This is a genomic window from Pseudomonas sp. PL-6, assembly GCF_054110165.1.
Window position 1 is genome coordinate 3,501,985 of the sequence record NZ_CM134189.1, and the last position, 24,831, is coordinate 3,526,815.

Sequence of the window (24,831 nt, forward strand, 5' to 3'; positions counted from 1 at the left end):
ACCAGACGCCGACTCCGGCAAGCGGGCCCAGGGTGGACAGCGCTTCGCGGTTTTCCACCCCAGGGCATCGCCCAATCCCGCTTCAGCGGTTGAAGCGTTCCGCCAGGCTGTGCAGGTAGTCGGCCATCTGCTCCAGCTCGCGGCTGATTTCCGCGCCCTGGTGCGCCTGCCCGGCGCTGTGGTCGGAGAGCTGGGCGATGCGGGTGATCTGCCGGCTGATGTCCTCGGCGACATGGCTCTGCTGCTCGGACGCCGCCGCCATCTGCTGGCTCATGCCGGTGATGCGCGTCACCGCCGCGCTGATGCCTTCCAGCGCATCGCGCACCGACTCCACGCTCTGCATGCTGCCGCGCGAGATGTCCTCGCCCTTGCCGGCGGTGACCACCGCGCGCTCGGCGCCGGCGCGCAGGTCGGCGATGATCTGGTGGATCTGCTCGGTGGACTGGCGGGTGCGCGAGGCCAGCGAGCGCACCTCGTCGGCCACCACCGCGAAGCCCCTGCCCTGCTCGCCGGCGCGCGCCGCCTCGATGGCGGCGTTGAGCGCCAGCAGGTTGGTCTGCTCGGCGATCGAGGTGATCACGTCGGCGACGCTGCCGATGGACTGGGTGGAGTTGGCCAGCTCGTTGACCGCCTGGCCGATATCGGTCACCGCCTGGGCCATGTGGCGCATGGAGTCCAGGCTGCCGACCGCCAGTTGGCGCCCCTCCTTGGCCAGGCGGTCGGCCTCCTCGGCGGCGTGCGAGGTGCTCTGCACGTTGTGCGTCACCTCCTGGATGGTCGCCGCCATCTGGTTGATGGCAGTGGCCGACTGGTCCGTCTCGGCGCGCTGCTGGTCGAGCAGCGCGGCGCCGGAGCGCGACAGCTCGGCGGACTGCGCGGCGCGCTTCTTGACGTTGACCCCGGCATCCTCCAGGCGCGTCAAGGCGGTCTGCAGGCGCGCCTCCTCGCTGATCATGGCCATGTCCAGCAACGCCTGGGCACCGCGGTTGTCGCTGTAGGTCAGCGCCACCAGAGCGCTGGTGAAGGCCTTGGGGTGTTCGTCCAGGGTGCGGCGGATCAGCTGGCGGGTGCGGTACAGCTGGTAGGAGCCCAGGGCGAAGAGGGCGGCGAGGATAAAGCCCAGCAGCCAGGGCCCGCTGAGCAGCCAGTGCGCGCCGAGAATCACCAGACCGGCGAGGATCAGCGGCCAGGAGCGCAGCAGGTCGTAGGTCCAGGATTCCAGCTTGGGCACCGGCGGCTTGCCGGCGCGCAGTCGCGCGTAGAGCGCCTCGGCACGGCGCTTCTGCGCCTCGCTCGGCAGCGAGCGCACCGACTCGTAGCCGGCCATGCGGCCGTTCTCGTAGATTGGCGTGACATAGGCGCTGACCCAGTAGAAATCGCCGTTTTTCGCGCGGTTCTTGACGATGCCCATCCAGGGCTTGCCCTGCTTGATGGTGTCCCACATATGGCCGAACACCCCCGGCGGCATGTCCGGGTGACGCACCAGGTTGTGCGGCTGGCCGATCAGTTCCTCGCGGGTGAAGCCGCTGATCTCGACGAAGGCATCGTTGCAGTAGGTGATCTTGCTGTTGAGGTCGGTGGTGGAGATCAGGCGTTCGTCGGCGGGAAAGGTCCTTTCCCGCTGGGTGACCGGCAGATTCTGGCGCATCGAGGCATCCCTGTTCGAGTCGTGGAGGTGTTACAGAACTGTGATTAAGTACTAGCACAGGGCAATCACGGCGCCAGGCGCCGCCATTGAGCATGGCGAAGATAATCGGGCGACCCTGTTTCAGGTCTGGTTCAGTTGTGTCTTGAGCAGGTCGCGAAAGGTCTGGATCAGCGGCTCGCGCGAGCGGCCGCGGCGCAGGATCAGCGAGAACGGCGCCTGGTAGCCGAAGGTGGTGGGCAGCAGCACCTTGAGCCGCTGTTGCTCGACCCAGGGCTGCGCGTAATGCTCCGGCAGGTAGCCGATATAGGCGCCGGACAGCACCAGGATCAGCTGCGCCTCCATCGACTCCACCGTCGCCGCGCTGTGTTTGAAGCCGTGCCGCGCCAGCTCCGCCTGGCTCCAGTAGCCGCGGCCGACCATGCGCTGCTGGGTGATCACCTCGGCGGGGATGCGCCGCTGCTCGTACAGCGAATGCCGCTCGCTGCAGTACAGCCAGTGCTGCTCGCGGTACAGCGGCTGATAGACCAGGCCGTTCATCCGCGTGGAGAAGGCGCCGATGGCCAGGTCCAGGCGGTTGTCGAGCACCGCCAGCTGCAGCTCGTAGGGGCTCATCACCGACAGGTGCAGGTGCACGCCGGGATGCTCCTGGCTGTAGGCGCCGATGACCTCGGCCAACGGCAGCGCCGGATCGCTCACCGTGGAATCCAGCACGCCGAGGTTGAGGGTGCCGCGCAGCTCGCCCTTGAGCGCGGCAGAGTAGCGTTCGAACCCCTCCAGTTCGCCGAGCAGGCGCAGGGTCTCCTGGTGGAACAGCCCGCCCTTGCTGGTCAGGCTGAAACCGCCGCGACCGCGATGACAGAGCACCAGGCCGAGTTGCGTCTCCAGCTGGCTCATATAGGTGCTGATGGCCGAGGTGGACAGGTTCAGTTCCTGCTGCGCGGCGGCGAAGCCCTGGTGGCGTACCACGCAGGCGAAGATGCGCAGCAGCTTGAGATCGGGTAGCGAGGTGAGAGGCGTCATGCCAGGCAGTCTACCCCGGCAGCTGCACGGAAGCAGCCGGATCGTCCAGCGCGCAGGCGAGGAATTCGGCCGCCGGCAAGGGCCGACCGAACAGGTAGCCCTGCAGATAGTCCACCCGACGATTGCCCAGGTAGCGCAGCTGCTGCTCGTCCTCCACCCCTTCGGCGATCACCTCCAGCTGCAGCTTGGCGCACAGGTCGATCACGCTGTCGAGAATGTGCAGCGACAGGGCATCCTTGCCGATCATGGCGACGAAACTCTGGTCGATCTTCAGGTAGTCCACCTTGAGCTTGTGCAGGTAACTCAGGCTGGAATGGCCGGTGCCGAAGTCATCCAGTGCGATCTTCACGCCCATCTCGTGCAGGTCGGCGAACAGCTGATCGGTGAAGGCATCCGGCTCCAGCAGCTCGCGCTCGGTCAGCTCCAGGGTCAGTACCACCTGCCCCGGTACGAAGGCTTGGAGAAAGTTGCGGCAGTCCTCGACCAGCTCGCGGCTACGGCAATGAGCGGCTGCGATGTTGATGCCGATGTGAAACCCGCCGCCGAGTCGATCCGCCACCGGCGCCAGCAGCTCCGCCGTCTGCCGCATCAGTTCCCGAGTCATCGGCACGATCAGGCCGGAGCTTTCCGCCAAGGGAATGAACAGATCCGGGCGCACCAGCCCCTCGCGCGGGTGCTGCCAGCGCATCAGCACCTCGGCGCCTATCCACTGCTGCGAACCGCTGCGCACCAGCGGCTGGAAATAGGGAATGAATTCTCCGGCCTGCAGCGCACGACGCAACTCGATGCTGGGGGAGCTGGAGCGCGCCAGCAGCCAGTGGCTGCCCACGCCGGCCAGCGCGCCGAGCAGCCCCAGCAGCAGGTACAGCACCGGATATTGCTCGCCCATGTAGCTCAGCCGCGCACCTCCGGGAAACGCCGCACGTACCTGATAGGGATAGCGCGTCGAACTCAGCGCGACCCGAGCCACGGGGTATTCCGGCAGGCGTCCCGCTCGCACCAGTCCGCTTCGCGGCATCCACTGCTCACCCACCAGCAATTGCATGAAGGCGCCGCGATCCACCGACTGCAGCACGTTGGCCAGATAACGTCCGTCGATCGCCACCAGCGCGCCGCGCTCGTCCACGACATCGCGATAAACCAGCAACGAATGATTCGGGGTGACCGGGTTGCCCGCCAGCAGCCGCAGCCGACCGGCCACGTAGGCGGCAGAGTCGACTGGCTCCTCGAACGCGCCGAACAGCGATGAGCAGTACAGCCGTCCCCCATCCAGCAGGTTGACCGAGCGCACGAAGGGCACGGTGGCGACCTGCTCGCGCAGCACCAGCTCGACCTCCGCGCAGGGTCTGCCGACCTGCGGCAATACCTCGCCGGCGGCCTGGCTGGCATTGTCGAGCATCAGGTCGATCTGGCGCACGGCGTCGGCGGCGCTGGTGCGGCTGATGTCGCGCAGCACGATTCCGGCCTGCGCGTACAGAAACATCAGGCCGAGCACAACCGGCAGCATCCCCACGGCGAGAGAGGCGCACAGTCGCAATCGGGAACGATGGGTGCGGTAAGCGGTTAACGGCATCCAGGCCTCCTCGCCGCGAGCTCCAAAATAAGCGCGATACGCCATATGGCCGACGCGCCGTTGCACTCAGCCTAGCAGCTGTCAACGACGCGCCTGAGCGCAGGTGGAACAGTCTAGTGCCGAGCGATTAGTTTAGAAATCTCTGAACTAAGTTTTTGCCCCTGCCGATTTTTCCCGGAGCGCCGCTGACCAAGAATCCGCCCAACGATTCCTACAACCACAACAACCGTGAGGCCTTCCCATGGACAAGGTTTTTCATCAGCCCCTGGGCGGCAACGAAATGCCCCGTTTCGGCGGCATCGCCACCATGATGCGCCTGCCGCATATCCAGAAGATCGAAGAGAAACGTGAGCTCGACGTCGCCTTCGTCGGCGTGCCGCTGGACATCGGCACCTCGCTGCGCTCCGGCACCCGCTTCGGCCCGCGCGAGATTCGCGCCCAGTCGGTGATGATCCGCCCCTACAACATGGCCACCGGTGCCGCCCCCTTCGACTCGCTGAACGTGGCCGATATCGGCGACGTGGCGATCAACACCTTCAACATGGCCGAGGCCGTGCGCATCATCGAGGAGTCCTACGACGAGATCCTCGAATACGGCATCACGCCGCTGACCCTGGGCGGCGACCACACCATCACCCTGCCGATCCTACGCGCCATCCACAAGAAGCACGGCAAGGTCGGCCTGGTGCATATCGACGCCCACGCCGATGTGAACGACGAGATGTTCGGCGAGAAGATCGCCCACGGCACCACCTTCCGCCGCGCCGTCGAGGAGGGCCTGCTGGACTGCGACCGCGTGGTGCAGATCGGCCTGCGCGCCCAGGGCTACACCGCCGAGGACTTCAACTGGAGCCGCAAGCAGGGCTTTCGCGTGGTGCAGGCCGAGGAGTGCTGGCACAAGTCGCTGGAGCCCTTGATGGCCGAGGTGCGCGAGAAGGTCGGCGGCGGCCCGGTGTACCTGAGTTTCGACATCGACGGCATCGACCCGGCCTGGGCGCCCGGCACCGGCACCCCGGAAATCGGCGGGCTGACCACCATCCAGGCGATGGAGATCATCCGCGGCTGCCAGGGTCTGGACCTGGTCGGCGGCGATCTGGTGGAGGTCTCCCCACCCTACGACACCACCGGCAACACCTCGCTGCTCGGCGCCAACCTGCTCTACGAAATGCTGTGTGTGCTTCCGGGGGTTCAGCGCCGCTGACCGCCGGCTTTTATTGCTCCGTCCGGGTGCCCCGCGAGGCGCCCGGTACATCCATACAACAACAACTAGGGTGCCCAGATGAATCGTGAAGACGCCATGCCACTGCTGGACGACCAGCCACCGGCCGATACCTCCTACAACCTGCGCCAGCTGCTGATCTTCCTGATCCCCTCGCTGCTCGGCGTGCTGCTGTTCCTCACGCCCATCGTTTACGAGGAAAAGGTCACCATCGGCCTGGGCGTGATGGCCGATGCGCTGAAGGCTGGCTTGAGCGACTGGCTGCCGGCCATCGCCACCGGCCTGCTGCTGTTCTCCGCCGCCGTCGGCCTGTTCGCCAGCCTGCTCAAGCCCAAGTGGCTCACCGAGCGCCACGCCCTCAACGAGATGTTCAACCTCAGCCCGCTATGGCTCGGCCTGCGCGTGCTCGGCGCGCTGTTCGCGGCCATGACCTTCTGGCAGTTCGGCCCGGAATGGATCTGGAACGCCAACACCGGCGGCGTGGTGCTCAAGGACCTGGCCCCGGTACTGATCACCTTCTTCCTGGTGGCCGGGCTGATCCTGCCGCTGCTCACCGACTACGGCCTGATGGAGTTCTGCGGCACCCTGGTGCGCAATGTGTTCCGCAAGATCTTCGGCCTGCCCGGGCGCTCGGCCATCGACGCCATCGCCAGCTGGCTCGGCTCCGGCACGGTCGGCGTGCTGATCACCGCCCAGCAGTACCAGAAGGGCTTCTACAGCGCGCGGGAAGCGGCGGTGATCGCCACCAACTTCTCCATCGCCTCGATCGCCTTCAGCCTGCTGATTACCAGCTTCATGAAGCTCGACCACCTGTTCGTGCCCTTCTACCTCACCGTGGTGGTCGCCGGCCTGGCCGCCGCCATCATCACCCCGCGCATCCCGCCGCTGTCGTGGAAAAAGGACGAGTACATGCCAGGCGTCGGCAAGCAGATCAAGGAAGACGTGCCAGCCGGCACCTCGCTGCTGCGCTGGGGCCTGGTTCAGGCGGTCAAACGCGCCAACGCCAACCCCTCGCCGGCGCAGATGATCAAAGTCGGCGTGCACAACGTGGTGGACATCTGGCTCGGCCTGCTGCCGCTGGTGATGGCCATCGGCACGGTATCCCTGGCGATTGCCGAGTTCACCCCGATCTTCAACTGGCTGTCCGCGCCCATCGTGCCGCTGCTCGAGCTGCTGCAACTGCCGGAAGCCGCCAAGGCCGCGCCGGCCATGCTGGTGGGTTTCGCCGACATGTTCCTGCCGGCGGTACTGGGCAAGGGCATCGAGAGCGAACTGACCCGCTTCGTGGTGGCCTGCGTGTCGCTGACCCAGCTGATCTACATGTCCGAAGTCGGCGTGCTGATCATCAAGGCCAAGCTGCCGCTGAACATCCTCGAGCTGTTCATGATCTTCATCATCCGTACCCTGATCACCCTGCCGATCATCGCGCTGATGGCGCACTGGATAGTCGGTTAACAGTCCCGCAGGGCGGACATGCCAACGGCTTGTCCGCCTCTGGGCGAGTGACGGTGGACCAGGCCGCGCCCTGTCCACCCTGCATAGCGCGATCAGCGCCATTGAAGGATTCTCAACATGACCACCTGCGGCGAATTTCTCGTCAAGCAACTGGAAGCCTGGGGCGTCGACACCGTGTTCGGCATTCCCGGCGTGCACACCGTGGAGCTGTACCGCGGCCTGCCGCACAGCGGCATTCGCCATATCACCCCGCGCCACGAACAGGGCGCCGGCTTTATGGCCGACGGCTATGCGCGGGTGTCCGGCAAGCCGGGGGTGTGCTTCATCATCACCGGCCCGGGGATGACCAATATCCTCACCGCCATGGGCCAGGCCTACGCCGATTCGATCCCCATGCTGGTGATCTCCAGCGTCAACGAGCGCGCGCGCCTCGGCCTGGGCAAGGGCTACCTGCACGAGCTGCCCAACCAGCGCGCCATGACCGCCGGGGTCACCGCCTTCAGCCATACCCTGATGAGCGTCGAGGAGCTGCCCGGCGTCCTGGCCCGCGCCTTCGCCGTGTTCGAGGGCGAGCGTCCGCGTCCGGTGCATATCGAGCTGCCGCTGGACATCATCACCGCCGACGCCAGCCATATGCGCCTGGCGGCCAGGCCTAGGGTCGAGCGCCCGGCACCGAATCGCACGCTGATCCGCGACGCCGCCGCCCTGCTGAAGAACGCCCAGCGCCCGCTGCTGCTGCTTGGCGGCGGCTGCGTGGCCGCCCAGGCCGAGGCCCGCGCCCTGGCCGCCAGCCTGGACGCGCCGACCGCGCTGACCATCAACGCCAAGGGCCTGCTGCCGCCGAATCATCCGCTGCTGCTGGGCAGCAACCAGTCGCTGCTGCCGGTGCGCCAATTGGCGCTGGAGGCCGACGTGGTGCTGGCCATCGGCACCGAGCTGGGCGAGACCGACTACGACGTGGTGTTCGACGGCAACTTCAAACTGGGCGGCGCGCTGATTCGCGTGGATATCGACGCCCAGCAGCTGCAACGCAACTTCGCCCCGCATCTGGCGATCCAGGGCGACGCGCGCCTGGCCATGCGCATGCTGCTGGCCGAGCTCAACCCCTGCGAGCCCCGCGCCGACAGCCCCGGCGCCCGCCGCGCGGCCGCCGTGCAGGCGCAGCTGGCCGAGGATTTCGCCGGCTGGGGGCATTACCGTCAGCTGTTCGACACAGTGCTGGAGGTGCTGCCCGAGGCGCGCTTCGTCGGCGACTCGACGCAGACGGTGTACAGCGGTAACCACCTGGTGGAGCTGGACGGCGCACGGCGCTGGTTCAACGCCTCCACCGGCTACGGCACCCTGGGCTACGGCCTGCCGGCGGCCATCGGCGCCAAGCTGGCCGAGCCGGGCCGCCCGGTGATCAGCCTGATGGGCGATGGCGGCCTGCAGTTCACCCTGCCCGAGCTGGCCAGCGCGGTGGAGGCCGGCGTCGGCATCATCGTGCTGCTGTGGAACAACTCGGGCTACGGCGAGATCAAGCGCTATATGCAGCGCCGCGATATCGAACCGCTTGGCGTGGATATCTACACCCCGGATCTGCTGGCCATCGCCCGCGGCTTCGGCTGCGCCGCCGAGCGCGCGCGCGATCACGCGCACCTGGCCGAGCTGCTGCGCACCGCGCCGAGCGACCACCCGCTGATCATCGAAGTGCTGGAGCAAGCGCCCTTCCATCCTTGAACCACCCCGTAGCCCGGATGCAATCCGGGCTACGGCCATCAGCACAAGAACCGACGACGGCACCATCGCCCTCTAGCCGGGCCCCAGCCTGGTGGTCACCGGCATCCTCATCGGAAACTGTCAGCGTTCGTCCCAGCCGACAGCTGCGCCGCTGGGCGCTGTTGCCGCGGGCGCAGCAGGCCTGACGCAGCCCCCGTATGAACCAGCTGGTGACCTCCACGGATGGAGGAAATGCGGCAAGCCAACTGGAGCGGTGGCTGCCATCCTTCACCGATCGCCAGCAAGCTGGCTCCTACAATTATCTGATCGGCAGCAGCGAGCTCGCAGCGCGGATGCAATTCGAGGTTGATCGGTGCGCACGACCTAGCCGCCCCCGCGCCCCCGAAAAAGCCGTGCGCGACCCAGCTTGAGGAAACAGCCATGAGAATCGTCGCGCGCGATCAATGGTTCGAGGTACGCCGCCTGGATGACGGCGTGCGCCTGATCCACGAGCCCTATGTGCGGCCCTTCTACCGCTGCAACATGTGGCATGTGCAGGGCCGCGAGCGCGACGCACTGATCGACTCCGGCTCGGGCCTGGTCAGCCTGCGCGAGCAGTTGCCCTGGCTCACCGACAAGCCGCTGCTGGCGGTGGCCAGCCATACCCATTTCGACCATATCGCCGGCCATCACGAATTCGCCGAGCGCCTGGTGCACCCGGCCGAGGCCGAGATACTCGCCGCACCGACCGGCGCCAACACCCTGGCCACGGCCTTCGTCGGCGACGAAATGTTCGAGGCCCATCCGGATTGCCCGCTGTGCTACGCCGAGTATCGGGTCAAGGCGGCGCCGGCCACCCGTCTGATCGAGGATGGCGACGTGCTGGATCTGGGCAATCGGGTGTTGCAGGTGCTGCACACGCCCGGCCATTCGCCCGGCGGTATCAGCCTGTGGGAAGCGGCGACGCAGACGCTGTTTTCCGGCGACATCCTCTACGACGGCCCGCTGATCGAGGATGCCTACCATTCCAATCTGGAAGATTACGCACGCAGCCTCGCGCGCCTGCGCGAACTGCCGGTGCGTGTCGTGCACGGCGGGCACTTTCCCAGCTTCTCCGGCGAGCGCATGCGCGCACTCATGGATGCCTGGTTCGCCCGCCACGCCCTGTAAGGTGCCGCGGGGCCGCACGCACCGCCCAGGACGAAGGGATCAGCGCCGCTGGCGCGCCTCGCGGTGCAGACGCTCCTGCTCGGCCGGGTCGATTCGCAGGGGCTGGGCCCGGGGTGCGCCCCAGCCGAAGGCCAGCAGCAGCGCGTGCAGATGATGTTGCAGCTTGGCGAGCATGGTACGACCTCCTGCCAAGTTCATGAGAGACGGAGCCGGAAGGCTCCTGTACTGAGCCTAGCCCCGCCGCCGGCGAATTCAACTGATCCCGATCAAGCGACCGGGCTCTTGCGCCGGTAGGGAAACACGTCGATCACCTTGCCCTGAACAATTGCCTCCTGCAGCCCCTTCCAGTAGTCGGCGTCGTACAGGTTGCCGTGCAACTGGCTGAACAGCCGGCGCTGCTTGATATCGGCGAACAGAAAAGGCGGGAACTCCTCGGGAAACACATCCATCGGCCCCACCGAATACCAGGGCTCGGAGCTCATCTCGTCCTCGGGAAAGCGCGGCGGCGGGATGTGGCGGAAGTTCACCTCGGTGAGAAAGCAGATCTCGTCGTAGTCGTAGAACACCACACGACCGTGGCGGGTGACACCGAAGTTCTTCAGCAGCATGTCGCCGGGGAAGATATTCGCCGCCGCCAGCTGCTTGATCGCCAGGCCGTAGTCCTCCAGCGCCTCGCGCACCTGCGCCTCGTTGGCATTCTCCAGATAGAGGTTGAGCGGGGTCATGCGCCGCTCGGTCCAGCAGTGGCGTACCAGCACGGTATCGCCCTCGAGCACCACGGTGGAGGGCGCCACCTCCAGCAGCTCGGCCAGGCACTCGGGCGCGAACTTGGCCTTGGGGAAGCGAAAATCGGCGAACTCCTGGGTATCGGCCAGGCGCCCGACACGGTCGACGCTCTTCACCAGGCGGTACTTCTCGATCACCGTCTTGCGGTCGACGTTCTTCGCGTGCGAGAAGCGGTCCTTGATGATCTTGAACACGGTGTTGAAGCCCGGCAGGGTGAACACGCTCATCACCATGCCGCGCACGCCGGGAGCCATGACGAAGCGGTCGTCGCTGGTCGCCAGGTGGCCGATCAGCGCGCGGTAGAACTCCGACTTGCCGTGCTTGTAGAAGCCGATCGAGGTGTACAGCTCGGCGATGTGCTTGCCGGGCAGGATGCGCTTGAGGAAGCCGACGAACTCCGCCGGTACCGCCACATCCACCATGAAGTAGCTGCGGGTGAAGGAGAAGATGATCGACACCTCGGCCTCGTCGGTGATCAGCGCGTCGACCTGGATGCCGTGACCTTCGCGGTGCAGCAGCGGGATCGCCAGCGGCCACTGCTCGTCGCGGGTGTAGATGCGCCCCACCAGGTAGGCGCCCTTGTTGCGGTAGAGCACCGAGGAAAACAGCTCGATGCACAGCTCCGGGTCCTTGCACACCCAATCCGGTAGGCTGGCGCGCAACTGCTGCTCCAGCCGCTGCAGATCGCGCGGCAGGTCCTCGTAGGCCACGTCGAAACGGTGATCCTCGAAAATCGCCCGCAGCATGTCCGCCAGCTCGCCGGCCGGGCGGTAGCTGCGCGTCTGCGCCGCGCCGGGGTGGCTGCGCAGCGACGGCCGGGTAGTGTGGACGAACATGCAGCCGTCGCTGATCAGGTCGTGGCTGAACAGGCTGCAGAAAATCGAGTTGAACCAGGTTTCCGCCAGCTCGTCGTCGAAACGCAGGTCGATCAGGGCGATATAGGCGCTCTTCACCAGCGGCCACTGGCCGACCTCGAGCAGCACCTCGTCGAAGACCTGCTGCAGGTGGTCGCGGGTCTCGCCGACCTTGTCCTCGTACAGGTTGATGCGAGCCGCCGAGGCCCGCTGCGCTTCCTGCCACTGCGCCAGCTCGAAGCGCGCGCGGGCGCCGTCGGTGATCTGGCGAAAGTGCTCGCGGTAGTCGTCGAAGCCGTCGAGGATCAGCTGCGCGATCTCGCCGGCCGGCCATTGCTGCGCCATGGAAGTGCCTCGCAAGGAAATGAGTGAAGCGAGCTTAGCCGCAAAGCCGGCAAAACGTAGCCCGGATGCAATCCGGGGACTATCGCCCAAGTCCTCCCTAATTTCATCCGGGCGACGGGCTGGCACAGGCCTCGTTCGAAAGCGCGATGCGGATTGCCAGAACGGCGGCAGCCGGCAACACTCTCGCTCCCCACCTGCCGGATGCCCCGCCTTGCGTACCGCCGACCTGCTCCGCCTGCTGCTGCTCGCCGCCATCTGGGGCGCCAGTTTCCTGTTCATGCGCGTCGCCGCGCCGGTGCTGGGCAGCATGCCCACCGCCTTCTTCCGCGCCAGCTTCGGCGCCCTCGGCCTGCTCGCCTTTCTGCTGCTGATGCGGGTGAGCTGGGATTTTCGCGGCAAGCTCAGGGCCTGCCTGCTGCTCGGGGTGATCAACGCCGGCCTGCCGTCGGCCATGTACTGCCTGGCCGCGCTGATCCTGCCGGCCGGCTACTCGGCGATCTTCAATGCGACGACGCCGTTGATGGGCGTGCTGATCGGCGCGCTGTTCTTCCACGAGGGCATCACCACGAGCAAGGCCGCCGGGGTGTTTCTCGGCCTGCTCGGCGTGGCGGTGCTGACCCGTACCGGGCCGGTGGCCTTCGACCTCGAGCTGCTGCTGGGCGCCGCCGCCTGCCTGGTGGCCACCACCTGCTACGGCTTCGCCGGTTTCCTTACCCGCCGCTGGATCGGCCAGCAGGGCGGCCTGGACAACCGCCTGACCGCCTTCGCCAGCCTGGTGGGCGCCAGCCTGTTCCTCACCCCGCTGTTCGCCGGCAGCCTGGCGCTGCAGGCGCCGCCCAGTTGGGGCGGAGCGAATGTATGGCTGTCGCTGGCCGGCCTCGGCCTGCTTTGCACCGCCTTCGCCTACGTGCTGTATTTCCGCCTGCTGGCCGATATCGGGCCGATCAAGGCCAGCACCACCACTTTTCTGATTCCGCCGTTCGGCGTGCTCTGGGGCGCCCTGCTGCTGGGCGAGCCGCTGAGCTGGGACTACCTGCCGGGCTGCGCGCTGATCGGCGTGGCGCTATGGCTGGTGGTCAGGCCGAGCATGGCCAGAACCTGAGGCAGTGCGCACGGCGTACCCTACGAAAAAGCCGCCCGAGGGCGGCTTTGTTGTAAGGCGGTAATGACTATTGCTGCAGCTCCTGCTCGGTAAACAGCCCGTCGAACAGCATCGACGACAGGTAACGCTCGCCGGAGTCCGGCAGGATCACCACCAGGGTCTTGCCCTGCATCTCCGGCTTCTCCGCCAGGCGCACCGCGGCGACCATCGCCGCACCGCAGGAGATGCCGCAGAGGATGCCCTCCTCGCGCATCAGGCGCAGGGCCATGGTCTTGGCCTCGTCGTCAGCCACCTGTTCGACCTGATCGACCATCGCCAGATCGAGGTTCTTCGGCACGAAGCCGGCGCCGATGCCCTGGATCTTGTGCGGCGCCGGCTTGACCTCGGCACCAGCCAGGGTCTGGCTGATCACCGGCGAGCCGATCGGCTCCACCGCCACCGAGAGGATCGGCTTGCCCTGGGTCTGCTTGATATAGCGAGACACCCCGGTGATGGTGCCGCCGGTGCCGACGCCGGCCACCAGCACATCGATGGCGCCATCGGTGTCGCGCCAGATTTCCGGGCCGGTGGTCTTCTCGTGGATCGCCGGGTTGGCCGGGTTGTCGAACTGCTGCGGCATGTAATAGGTGGCAGGATCGGAAGCGGCGATCTCGGCCGCCTTCTCGATGGCGCCCTTCATGCCCTTGGCCGGCTCGGTCAGCACCAGCTCGGCGCCGAGGGCCTTGAGCACCTTACGCCGCTCCAGGCTCATCGACGCCGGCATGGTCAGCAGCAGCTTGTAGCCGCGTGCGGCGGCGACGAAGGCCAGGCCGATGCCGGTGTTGCCCGAGGTCGGCTCGACTATGCACATGCCCGGCTTGAGCACGCCGCGCTCCTCGGCGTCCCAGATCATGCTGGCGCCGATGCGGCACTTGACCGAGTAGGCCGGATTGCGCCCCTCGATCTTGGCCAGGATGGTGACCCCTTTCGGCCCCAGGCGGTTGATCATCACCAGCGGCGTGTTGCCGATGGCCTGGGCGTTGTCTGCAAAGATGCGGCTCATGTCGGAAGTCCTTGGCATGACGGGAAAAGCCTCAAGCCTATGCCTGCCGCCCGGCGCCGTCCAGCCAGCAGACCGAAAGCCGGGTGACTCGCCATTCAGTGACTGAATACCGCGTCCACGTTCACAGCCGCCGGGCCTGCGCGTTATAGTCACCGTCTGAATCTCTGCAGCGGGCCGGCCCCGCGCGTTACCGTTCGAGGATTTTCCGATGAAGTTCGAAGGCACCCAGTCCTACGTCGCCACCGACGACCTCAAGCTCGCGGTCAACGCCGCCATCACCCTGCAGCGCCCGCTGCTGGTCAAGGGCGAGCCGGGCACCGGCAAGACCATGCTCGCCGAGCAGCTGGCCGAGGCCTTCGGCGCCAAGCTGATCACCTGGCACATCAAGTCCACCACCAAGGCCCACCAGGGCCTGTACGAGTACGATGCGGTCAGCCGCCTGCGCGATTCGCAGCTCGATTCCGACAAGGTCCACGACGTTCGCAACTACATCAAGAAGGGCAAGCTGTGGGAGGCCTTCGAGGCCGACGAGCGGGTGATCCTCCTGATCGACGAGATCGACAAGGCCGACATCGAGTTCCCCAACGACCTGTTGCAGGAGCTCGACAAGATGGAGTTCTACGTCTACGAAACCAACGAGACGATCAAGGCCAAGCAGCGCCCGATCATCATCATCACCTCGAACAACGAGAAGGAGCTGCCGGACGCCTTCCTGCGCCGCTGCTTCTTCCACTACATCGCCTTCCCCGACCGCGACACCCTCAAGCGCATCGTCGACGTGCATTACCCCAACATCAGCGGTGAGCTGGTGGCCGAGGCGCTCGACGTGTTCTTCGACGTGCGCAAGGTGCCGGGGCTGAAGAAGAAGCCCTCGACCAGCGAACTGGTGGACTGGCTCAAGCTCTTGATGGCCGACAATATCGGCGAGGCGGTGTTGCGCGAGCGCGATCCGACCAAGGCCATCCCGCCGCTGGCCGGCGCCCTGGTGAAGAACGAGCAGGACGTGATGCTGCTCGAACGCCTGGCCTTTATGGCACGCCGCGCTTCTCGGTAAAAATCGGGCTGCTGCGCGTCGGCTGGCGCGCAACCCACTCGATACAGGGCTCGCGAGCTAGAGCCAGGCAAGGCGAAAACGAGCTGAACAGCGCAGCGTACTGCAGTACGTGAGCATGGGCAGCGAGCTTTCAACGCCGCATGGCCGACGCGCAGCAGCCCGGCCAGAACTGACATGAGGGCGCAGCCATGCTGCTTAATCTATTCAACGAAATGCGCGCGGCCAAGGTGCCGGTGTCGGTGCGCGAGCTGCTCGACCTGATCAACGCGCTCAAGCACAACGTCGTGTTCGCCGACATGGACGAGTTCTACTACCTGTCGCGCGCCATCCTGGTGAAGGACGAACGCCACTTCGACAAGTTCGACCGCGCCTTCGCCGCCTACTTCAAGGGCCTGGAGAACCTCGACCGACATATCGAGGCAATGATCCCCGACGAGTGGCTGCGCAAGGAGTTCGAGCGCCTGCTGAGCGACGAGGAACGCGCGCAGATCCAGAGCCTGGGCGGCCTGGACAAGCTGATCGAGGAATTCAAGAAGCGCCTCGAAGAGCAGAAGGAAAAGCACGCCGGCGGCAACAAGTGGATCGGCACCGGCGGTACCAGCCCGTTCGGCTCCGGCGGCTACAACCCCGAGGGCATCCGCATCGGCGACGCCGGCAAGCGCCAGGGCAAGGCGGTCAAGGTGTGGGATCAGCGCGAGTACAAGAACCTCGACGACCAGGTCGAACTGGGCACGCGCAATATCAAGGTGGCGCTGCGCCGCCTGCGCAAGTTCGCCCGCGAAGGCGCCGCCGAGGAACTGGATCTGGACGGCACCATCGACCACACCGCCAAGGACGGCGGCCTGCTCAATATCCAGATGCGCCCGGAGCGGCGCAACACGGTGAAACTCCTGCTGCTGCTGGATATCGGCGGTTCGATGGACGCCCACGTCAAGGTCTGCGAGGAGCTGTTCTCCGCCTGCAAGACCGAGTTCAAGCACCTGGAGTACTTCTACTTCCACAACTTCATCTACGAAAGCGTGTGGAAGAACAACATGCGCCGCACCAGCGAGCGCACCGCCACCCAGGACCTGCTGCACAAGTACGGCGCCGACTACAAGGTAGTGTTCGTCGGCGACGCAGCCATGGCGCCCTACGAGATCACCCAGGCCGGCGGCAGCGTCGAGCACTGGAACGAGGAAGCCGGTTACGTGTGGATGAAGCGCTTCATGGAGAAGTACAAGAAGCTCATCTGGATCAACCCCTACCCCAAGGACACCTGGAACTACACCGCCTCGACCAATATCGTCCGCGAGCTGATCGAGGACCGCATGTACCCCCTGACCCTGCAGGGCCTGGAAGACGGCATGAAGTTCCTGTCCAAGTAAGGGCCAGATCGGGGCATCAACAGATAACGCTAAAAGAAGCCCCAGCCAGGCTGGGGTTTCTGCTACTGGAGGCAAAGAAACTACGGAACGCCGCCCCCGCAGGCGACGTGCCGTAGCAAACCTGGCGCCGACCCTGGCCTACCGCGCGTGACCCGAACGCCAGGGATCACGCCGCCTCACGCCAGCTGGAAGTCGGCGATGGTCACGGTGGTGTGGTCGGTCACACCGACCAGGCGGATGCTGCCGCCGTCCGCACCGTTGATCGTCACCAGGGTGTCGGCGCCGGCATCAGCGATGGCAACCCGCGCCGCGAAGGTCGCCGCGGTGATCCCCAGCGCGGCGAAGTTGAGCAGATCCTGGCCACCGGCGGGGTTGGCGTCGAAGTCCATGATCCTGTCGTTGCCGAAGTTCGGCCCGAACATGAAGATATCGTTGCCACCACCACCAATAAGTCTGTCGTTGCCGGCTCCTCCATTTAGGCGATCATTGCCGGTACTTCCCTGAATAATGTTATCCAGCGCATTACCCGTGCCCGTGAACGACTCCGTGCCGTAGTACCACAGGTTCTCCACATTCGCCCCCAGCGTGTAGCTGCTCAGCGTCGTCCTCACCTGATCGATACCCTCTCCGGCAAACTCAATCACTCGGTCGCCTACATGATCGACCCAGTAGATGTCATCACCTGCACCGCCAACCATCCGGTCGGCACCCTCACGGCCATTGAGCCGATCATTGCCGGTACTTCCCTGAATAATGTTATCCAGCGCATTACCCGTGCCCGTGAACGACTCCGTGCCGTAGTACCACAGGTTCTCCACATTCGCCCCCAGCGTGTAGCTGCTCAGCGTCGTCCTCACCTGATCGATACCCTCTCCGGCAAACTCAATCACTCGGTCGCCTACATGATCGACCCAGTAGATGTCATCACCTGCACCGCCAACCATCCGGTCGGCACCCTCACGGCCATTGAGCCGATCATTGCCGGTACTTCCCTGAATAATGTTATCCAGCGCATTACCCGTGCCCGTGAACGACTCCGTGCCGTAGTACCACAGGTTCTCCACATTCGCCCCCAGCGTGTAGCTGCTCAGCGTCGTCCTCACCTGATCGATACCCTCTCCGGCAAACTCAATCACTCGGTCGCCTACATGATCGACCCAGTAGATGTCATCACCTGCACCGCCAACCATCCGGTCGGCACCCTCACGGCCATTGAGCCGATCATTGCCGGTACTTCCCTGAATAATGTTATCCAGCGCATTACCCGTGCCCGTGAACGACTCCGTGCCGTAGTACCACAGGTTCTCCACATTCGCCCCCAGCGTGTAGCTGCTCAGCGTCGTCCTCACCTGATCGATACCCTCTCCGGCAAACTCAATCACTCGGTCGCCTACATGATCGACCCAGTAGATGTCATCACCTGCACCGCCAACCATCCGGTCGGCACCCTCACGGCCATTGAGCCGATCATTGCCGGTACTTCCCTGAATAATGTTATCCAGCGCATTACCCGTGCCCGTGAACGACTCCGTGCCGTAGTACCACAGGTTCTCCACATTCGCCCCCAGCGTGTAGCTGCTCAGCGTCGTCCTCACCTGATCGATACCCTCTCCGGCAAACTCAATCACTCGGTCGCCTACATGATCGACCCAGTAGATGTCATCACCTGCACCGCCAACCATCCGGTCGGCACCCTCACGGCCATTGAGCCGATCATTGCCGGTACTTCCCTGAATAATGTTATCCAGCGCATTACCCGTGCCCGTGAACGACTCCGTGCCGTAGTACCACAGGTTCTCCACATTCGCCCCCAGCGTGTAGCTGCTCAGCGTCGTCCTCACCTGATCGATACCCTCTCCGGCAAACTCAATCACTCGGTCGCCTACATGATCGACCCAGTAGATGTCATCACCTGCACCGCCAACCATCCGGTCGGCACCCTCACGGCCATTGAGCCGATCATTGCCGGTACTTCCCTGAATAATGTTATCCAGCGCATTACCCGTGCCCGTGAACGACTCCGTGCCGTAGTACCACAGGTTCTCCACATTCGCCCCCAGCGTGTAGCTGCTCAGCGTCGTCCTCACCTGATCGATACCCTCTCCGGCAAACTCAATCACTCGGTCGCCTACATGATCGACCCAGTAGATGTCATCACCTGCACCGCCAACCATCCGGTCGGCACCCTCACGGCCATTGAGCCGATCATTGCCGGTACTTCCCTGAATAATGTTATCCAGCGCATTACCCGTGCCCGTGAACGACTCCGTGCCGTAGTACCACAGGTTCTCCACATTCGCCCCCAGCGTGTAGCTGCTCAGCGTCGTCCTCACCTGATCGATACCCTCTCCGGCAAACTCAATCACTCGGTCGCCTACATGATCGACCCAGTAGATGTCATCACCTGCACCGCCAACCATCCGGTCGGCACCCTCACGGCCATTGAGCCGATCATTGCCGGTACTTCCCTGAATAATGTTATCCAGCGCATTACCCGTGCCCGTGAACGACTCCGTGCCGTAGTACCACAGGTTCTCCACATTCGCCCCCAGCGTGTAGCTGCTCAGCGTCGTCCTCACCTGATCGATACCCTCTCCGGCAAACTCAATCACTCGGTCGCCTACATGATCGACCCAGTAGATGTCATCACCTGCACCGCCAACCATCCGGTCGGCACCCTCACGGCCATTGAGCCGATCATTGCCGGTACTTCCCTGAATAATGTTATCCAGCGCATTACCCGTGCCCGTGAACGACTCCGTGCCGTAGTACCACAGGTTCTCCACGTTCGCCCCCAGCGTGTAGCTGCTCAGCGTCGTCCTCACCTGATCGATACCCTCTCCGGCAAACTCAATCACTTGGTCGCCTACATGGTCGACCCAGAAGATATCGTCACCCGTCCCCCCCATCATTAGGTCGACTCCAACGCCACCGTTGAGGCGATCATTACCTTCTCCACCGTCAAGAATGTCATCTCCACCGAGTCCGTTCAGTACATCGTCTCCACCCAACCCAATAATATGGTCCTCCAGCGCGGTGCCGTTAAGCGTATCGGCCAGATTACCGCCCATGATCACTGCACTGGCCACAATGGCAGTGGCCACCGAGGTCAACGACTCGAAGGTACCGCGGTTGTCGGTGTAACTGACCACCACCCTCACCTGCTGGCCGGCCTGAGCCGCCGTCAGGGTGAAGCTCTGCGCGGTGGCGCCGGCGATATTGCTGAAACTATCGCCGCTGCCGACCTGCCACTGGTAGGCGAAGGTCACGCCGACCAGGCCGTCGGCATCGGCGATCTGCGCGGCGGAAACGATCAACGTCTGACCGACACTGGGCGTCGGATTGTTGAGCTGCGGCAGCCCGGTGGGCGCGTCGTTGACGTTGACCACCGGTTCGGTGACTTCGGAAATCAACGTCTCGGGGTTGCCCATATCATCGTTGAAGCTGACCACCACGCGCAGCGGCAAGCCCACTTCGGCATCGCCGGGCTGGAAGTTCTGCCCCGTGCCGACCTGCACCCACTGGCCGGCCACCAGCGCCTGCCAGGCGTAGCTGAGCACGGCAAACTGGCTGCCGTTGGGGTCGCTGACGATGGCGGCCGCCAGCAGCATCTCGTCCTCGCTGGGCGCCATGTTGCTGATGGTCACACTACCCTCGGCCGGTCGATCCACCAGCCACACCTCCCGGTCAGCGAACCGCAGAACGTCAATACTGCGCAGAGTATCGGTGCCGTCCGACACTATCCGGCGAGTAGTGTGCAGGCCATCCGGATCGAGCGGGTCGAAGGTGGTCACGGTGCCACCGCCACCGGCGAAGCGGGTATGGGCAACGGTCCAGGTGCCATCGAAGTTCTCAATGATGTCGTACTCTTCCGCCAGTCCCCAGTACACGGCGGTATCGATATCGTTCTCATCCTTGCTGTAGAGAATTTCACGGACGATATGTAGCTGCCCAGGGTTTAGCAGGCGGCTGAACATGGCCTGATCCAGCGTCAGGTTGTCCGAAGTGCCAGCCAGGATGCCGCTCTTGCCAGTGATGAGTTTGGTCATCCCGTCGGCTGTGCCAATCTCAGTGCCTGCATCGTCGCGAATGCTGATGCGCACGTTGAGCCAGGCCGCGCCGTCGATATAGTCGTCGCCGCCGCGCCCCTCGATCACATCGCTACCGCCACCGCCTAGCAGGATATTGCCGGCGTTGAAGGCAATCGCCGACTCAAGATCCGCGGCAATCAGGCTAGCCAACGCATCCGTCAGACCACTGGTGACGGTCTGCAGATCCTCGACCGAAAGGTCGGTGATCCGCGCGGCCACCACCTCGGTCAGCCCTGTGACCAGTGCTCCCAGGTTGCCCAGGCTGGCCGTGCCGCCTAGCAAGAAATCGACTTCGGCGCGCAACGCCTCGACGAGATTTCCCACCTCGGTATCCTGCGGGTTTTCCAGGAAGGCGAAGAGGAATTCAAGCTGACTCAGCGGACCCGATCCGGTATCCCCCATAAAGGACGCAAGCAGCGCATCGACCTCGGCGACGATGTCATCCAGGCGTCCGGGCGCGAGCGGCTCCGGCTTCTGAGGAACCAGGTAGTCCAGCAGCTCGCGCAATCCGTTGATGCGATCCACGCCAGCCTGGCTGAGGAAATTGTTCTCGTCCATCTGCCGCTCTGCTTCGGCGTCCGGATCGTTGGCACGATCATCGCCGCGCAACACATCGTCCAGATCCCAGCCCGACAGTGCTTCGACCTGACTGAAGCGGTCGCGCAATACCTTCAGCGGCTCGGTGTCGAACACCATCTGATTGAGATCCGAGTAGGCGGACACCGTGCTGTCCTTGTGGATCACCCAGTCGAAGCCCCACATGCCGATGTTCTTCTGGATGCCGGCGCCGGCGAACATGATGTCGTCGCCGGAGTCGGCGTCGTAGTCGGTGTCGCCCTGGCCACCGTTGAGCACGTCGTGGCCAAGGATCGGACTCTCGAAGAAGATGTCGCCGTTATCGCCGGCGATGTAGTCGAAACGTCCACCGCCTTCCACCCAGTCGTCGCCGGAACCGCCGAACAGCGCGTCGATGCCGTCGCCACCGTGGATGAAATCATTACCGGTACCACCCATGATTTCCTTGCCGTCGGTGCCGCCGATGATGAAGTCGTCGCCTTCACCGCCGAAGATCAGATCCAGCCCGTTGCCACCGTGGATCACGTCGTTGCCGGCACCGGCCTTGATGATGTCGTCGCCGCCGATGTCGGTAATGATGTCGTCGCCGTCGCCGCCCTGGATGATGTCGTTGCCGTAGCCACCCTCCAGGCGGTCGTTTCCGCCGTCGCCCCACAGGGTGTCGTCGCCGATGCCGCCGATCAGGGTGTCGTTGCCTTCGCTGCCACCCAGCACCACATGGGCTTCACCGTTGTAGCGCAGGTAGCCCTCGCCACGTTCCACCATGGGCGTCAGCGCCTGCATGATGGGATCGTCCCATACCGGGTCGGCGCCGATCTGCAGCGCCTGGTTCAGCTCGAGGATATGGTCCACCGAAGCGAACAGATCACCCGGCAGGTGCGAGGAACCCGGCCGGCCGAGGTCGGTATTGGCCATCACCAGCGAGGCGAAGGAGTTGGCCTCCAGCGCCCCCAACAGGTCGAGCCCCTGGGTGCGCGACAGATAGTAGAAGCGGTCGCCGTCCTGCAGCTTCTCCATCTGCACTTCGAAGACGAAGTTGAAGGTCGAGCCGAGCATGCCACCGAACGGCATCTTGCGCTCGGCCAGGCCGCCGATCCAGAAGTCCACCAGGTTCAGGCCGGACTCCCGCCCGGCCCAGGTTCCGCTGCTGTTGAGGAAGTCGGTGCGATCACTGGGGCTGCCGCTACCGCCCATCACCAGCAGGGTGGCGGCGGCGCGCTTGGCCTCGGCGGTATCGGCCGCGAGAATGCTCTCGTGCTGGCCGTAGGCGGCGATGAAGTTGATGATCGACGCCGGGTTCTTGATATTCAGCGCGAAGTCGGTCCAGCTGACGTAGGGCTTGAGGTTGCTGTCGCCGGTGGCGGCGAAGAACTGCTCGCGCGCGCTGTTGAGCGACGGCACGCCGGTGTCGCGGCCGCGGGCGATATTGATCGCCGCCAGGTCCAGGGGCAGCCCCACCAGGTTGTTGCGCAAGGCGCCGGTGACGAACTCGTCGATCTCGTTGCCGGTCTGCCGGGTCATGCCGCGGATGATCGAGCCGGCCATGACATCGGCATCGGCGCTGCCGAACTCGACCGGGTTGAGGAAGGCCTCAATCAGGCCGATGTCGCTGGACTGCATGTCGAAGCTCAGCCGATCCACCGTTTCGTTGAGCATGGAGTGGCCGAAGCGGTACACCACATGGGCGAACTCGGCGACGATGGCCGCGTCGATCTCGATATCCGGCTGCACCATGAAGATGTCGGTGAACGGCTGGATCTTGCGCACGAACTCCTCGAACACCAGATGCTGGTACTGCATCTCGTTGACGAAGCGCGCGGCCTGAAATAGCCGCTCGCCGTTCCAGATCAGCCCATCGGCGCTACCCGGCACCTCATTCACCGGTACCAGCAACCATTCGTTGATAAAGGCCAGATCGCCGCTGGCGAGAATAGTCTGCTTGTTGGACTCGACCAGGCGATTGTGCTCGGAGTGGAACACATGGTGCACCGCGGTCAGGCCGATGTTCTCGTTGCCGCGACCGTCGCCGGTGATGTAGTGGGCGTCGAGCAGTTCGTTGTCGTATTGCGCCAGTGTCGGCAGATTGCCAGGGCCTACCGGCAAACCGGGGTTGAAATCCGGATTCGCAACAGGCGGGCCACCCAGGCCGACTTCGTCATCGCCATCGGCCACCTTCATGGAACCATTGGAGTTGAACGGGTTGGCGCTGTGGGCAATATCGTCGAGAAAGGCATGGCCGGTACGGGCGGCACCAGCGGTGGAGATCGGGCTGTCGGGGTTGCCTTCGACCTCATAGGGCGGCGGGCCGGCCATCACCAGCTTGGGAAAACCGTTCTCGCCACGGATGAACTGACCATAGGGGTCGGTGGCCAACAGCGGCACGTTGCCGACATCGGCATCGGTCAGGTCGATGCCGAGCATCTCGCGCGCCTGCGCCTTGATGTCGGCCCAGGTGGCCAGCCCCCCGTTGGCTCCGTCGAGCATATGCCCGGTGGCTACCGGCTTACCATCGTGCAGCATGTATTCGCGCAGGAACACCTGGTGCGAGGCATGCGAGGTGTAGGTCTGGTTCTGGTCGACGAAGGGGGTGGTCTGGTTGACATGCTCGCGCACGTCGTCGGCGGTGCCCAGAATGCCATCCGGCCCCGGCTGGTTGGTGGCGCGGGTGAGGATCATAAAGTTGCTGTGCGAGCCTTCGACGTACAGCGGATCGTCCGGCTGCAGCGGGATATACACCATGCCGCTGCCCCCCTTGTTGACCAGATCCAGGCCATGGTCGAAGAACTGGCCGAACAGGCTCATCCAGGCGTTGAAAGGAGCGCTCAACCCCTCGTCCGGGGCCAGGTTGGGCACCAGCACGCTGCCGTTGTCCATGACGATGCCCAGGTTGGCCAGCAATTGATCGAGTTCGGCGGCCTTGGCCGCGGGCAGCACCTCCAGCAAGGCATCGCGAGCGTCGGTATCGCTCTGCAGTTGTGCCAGCGCAGCTGTGACGTCATCCATGGCAGACTCTGCCACTGCGGCCGAAGCGGTGGCGATCTCGCCGAGCAGCCCAGCGGCTTGCACCGCGGCATTGGTGACGGCCACGGCATCACTGTATGCGGCCAGCGCGGTCATGACGTCGCCATTGGTGTTGAACGCTTCCAGCAATGTCGCCTGGGCCAGCGCCTGATCCGCCTGCGCGGCCGCCACCAGCGCCAGCGCCTCGTCATGCGCCAGGGCATCGCTATCAGCCTGGGTCTGGGCGTCGACTACCGCCGCGTGTGCAGCCAGCACCGCTTCGGCGGAAACAAGCAGATTGGCTTCGCTGGCTTCAAGCGCCGCCAGGGTGTCCTGCTCTGCCGCCTCGGCCGCCTTCAGGGCAGCCCAGGCCGACGCCACCAGTTGCGCATCGCCAAAGACGTCGCTGGATCCGGCGTATTCCAGCGCGGCCATTATCACTGCAGGATTGTCCAGGCTCTGATCGACGATCAGGTTGCTGATCACCCGTGGCTGCGAATCCACCACATAGCCGCTGGTCTGTTCGTAGCTGGTCTGGGTGTCCGAACCGGGGAAGCCGGGGGGCGCGCCGGCGCCGTCGATACCGATTTCCGCGTCGCGGAACTCCGGCTCCAACAGGCGCGGCATGGTCTGGTCGGCCGAGCCGTAGTACTGCTGGCCAGGCACCAGGTTGTTGTAGGTGCCGTCGACCGTGCGCAGACCATAGGGCAGCAGCGGGTTGCCGACCAGGTCGTAGAGCGAGGCGCCGGCGGCGTGGGCTTCGGCGATCTTGATTTGCTGGAGGATGAATTCCAGATCGGATTGGGTTGTATTGACGGCCATTTTGTTGTG

Annotated in this window: 14 protein-coding genes and 2 pseudogenes; 8 read left to right on the forward strand and 8 right to left on the reverse strand. The window is 64.7% G+C overall.

The window, feature by feature from the left end; translation table 11 throughout:
• Positions 1-82: 82 nt before the first annotated feature.
• The 4 genes and pseudogenes from ACW9UL_RS14855 to ACW9UL_RS14870 all read right to left on the reverse strand — a co-directional run.
• Positions 83-1,057 (reverse strand): annotated as a pseudogene (locus ACW9UL_RS14855) (methyl-accepting chemotaxis protein); the annotation flags it as partial.
• 312 nt (positions 1,058-1,369) lie between these two features.
• Positions 1,370-1,648 (reverse strand): annotated as a pseudogene (locus ACW9UL_RS14860) (PAS domain-containing protein); the annotation flags it as partial.
• Between the two features lie 120 nt (positions 1,649-1,768).
• Positions 1,769-2,668, reverse strand: a complete 900-nt coding sequence (locus ACW9UL_RS14865; protein WP_457787477.1) for a LysR family transcriptional regulator — start codon at positions 2,666-2,668, stop codon at positions 1,769-1,771.
• Between the two features lie 10 nt (positions 2,669-2,678).
• Positions 2,679-4,241: an EAL domain-containing protein gene (locus ACW9UL_RS14870; protein WP_457787478.1), complete on the reverse strand. Its 1,563-nt coding sequence runs from the start codon at positions 4,239-4,241 to the stop codon at positions 2,679-2,681.
• Positions 4,242-4,482: 241 nt separating this feature from the next.
• Between ACW9UL_RS14870 and speB the strand changes: the two genes are divergently transcribed.
• From speB to ACW9UL_RS14895, 5 genes are all read left to right on the forward strand, one after another.
• A complete protein-coding gene (gene speB, locus ACW9UL_RS14875) occupies positions 4,483-5,442 on the forward strand; it encodes an agmatinase (protein WP_457787479.1) in 960 nt (319 codons plus the stop codon).
• A gap of 78 nt (positions 5,443-5,520) precedes the next feature.
• Positions 5,521-6,915, forward strand: a complete 1,395-nt coding sequence (locus ACW9UL_RS14880; RefSeq protein ID WP_457787480.1) for a YjiH family protein — start codon at positions 5,521-5,523, stop codon at positions 6,913-6,915.
• Between the two features lie 117 nt (positions 6,916-7,032).
• Positions 7,033-8,634 carry a 5-guanidino-2-oxopentanoate decarboxylase gene (locus tag ACW9UL_RS14885; RefSeq protein ID WP_457787481.1) on the forward strand — a complete coding sequence of 534 codons (1,602 nt, stop codon included), beginning with the start codon at positions 7,033-7,035 and terminating at the stop codon, positions 8,632-8,634.
• Positions 8,635-8,831: 197 nt separating this feature from the next.
• Positions 8,832-9,044, forward strand: coding sequence for a hypothetical protein (locus ACW9UL_RS14890; RefSeq protein ID WP_457787482.1), 213 nt, complete (start codon positions 8,832-8,834; stop codon positions 9,042-9,044).
• A 10-nt stretch (positions 9,045-9,054) separates the two neighbouring features.
• Positions 9,055-9,783: an MBL fold metallo-hydrolase gene (locus ACW9UL_RS14895; RefSeq protein ID WP_457787483.1), complete on the forward strand. Its 729-nt coding sequence runs from the start codon at positions 9,055-9,057 to the stop codon at positions 9,781-9,783.
• A 39-nt stretch (positions 9,784-9,822) separates the two neighbouring features.
• On the opposite strand, the gene ACW9UL_RS14900 is transcribed toward ACW9UL_RS14895, so the two are convergent.
• Positions 9,823-9,957, reverse strand: coding sequence for a hypothetical protein (locus ACW9UL_RS14900; RefSeq protein ID WP_457787484.1), 135 nt, complete (start codon positions 9,955-9,957; stop codon positions 9,823-9,825).
• A gap of 92 nt (positions 9,958-10,049) precedes the next feature.
• A complete protein-coding gene (aceK, locus tag ACW9UL_RS14905) occupies positions 10,050-11,768 on the reverse strand; it encodes a bifunctional isocitrate dehydrogenase kinase/phosphatase (protein WP_122108552.1) in 1,719 nt (572 codons plus the stop codon).
• A gap of 211 nt (positions 11,769-11,979) precedes the next feature.
• On the opposite strand from aceK, the gene ACW9UL_RS14910 reads away from it, so the two are divergent.
• Positions 11,980-12,870 (forward strand): DMT family transporter, encoded by an 891-nt coding sequence (locus tag ACW9UL_RS14910; protein ID WP_457787485.1) that lies wholly within the window; start codon positions 11,980-11,982, stop codon positions 12,868-12,870.
• A gap of 67 nt (positions 12,871-12,937) precedes the next feature.
• Here the strand turns inward: ACW9UL_RS14910 and cysK are convergent, their stop codons facing one another.
• Positions 12,938-13,912 carry a cysteine synthase A gene (cysK, locus tag ACW9UL_RS14915; protein ID WP_021444876.1) on the reverse strand — a complete coding sequence of 325 codons (975 nt, stop codon included), beginning with the start codon at positions 13,910-13,912 and terminating at the stop codon, positions 12,938-12,940.
• Between the two features lie 208 nt (positions 13,913-14,120).
• Here cysK and ACW9UL_RS14920 point away from each other — a divergent pair, with 208 nt between their 5' ends.
• Together ACW9UL_RS14920 and ACW9UL_RS14925 are read left to right on the forward strand one after the other, a co-directional pair.
• Positions 14,121-14,966: an AAA family ATPase gene (locus ACW9UL_RS14920; protein ID WP_122108554.1), complete on the forward strand. Its 846-nt coding sequence runs from the start codon at positions 14,121-14,123 to the stop codon at positions 14,964-14,966.
• A 188-nt stretch (positions 14,967-15,154) separates the two neighbouring features.
• On the forward strand, positions 15,155-16,333 hold the full coding sequence (locus ACW9UL_RS14925; protein ID WP_122108555.1) for a vWA domain-containing protein: 1,179 nt from the start codon (positions 15,155-15,157) through the stop codon (positions 16,331-16,333).
• Positions 16,334-16,509: 176 nt separating this feature from the next.
• Here the strand turns inward: ACW9UL_RS14925 and ACW9UL_RS14930 are convergent, their stop codons facing one another.
• Positions 16,510-24,822, reverse strand: coding sequence for a peroxidase family protein (locus ACW9UL_RS14930; RefSeq protein WP_457787486.1), 8,313 nt, complete (start codon positions 24,820-24,822; stop codon positions 16,510-16,512).
• Positions 24,823-24,831 lie beyond the last annotated feature (9 nt).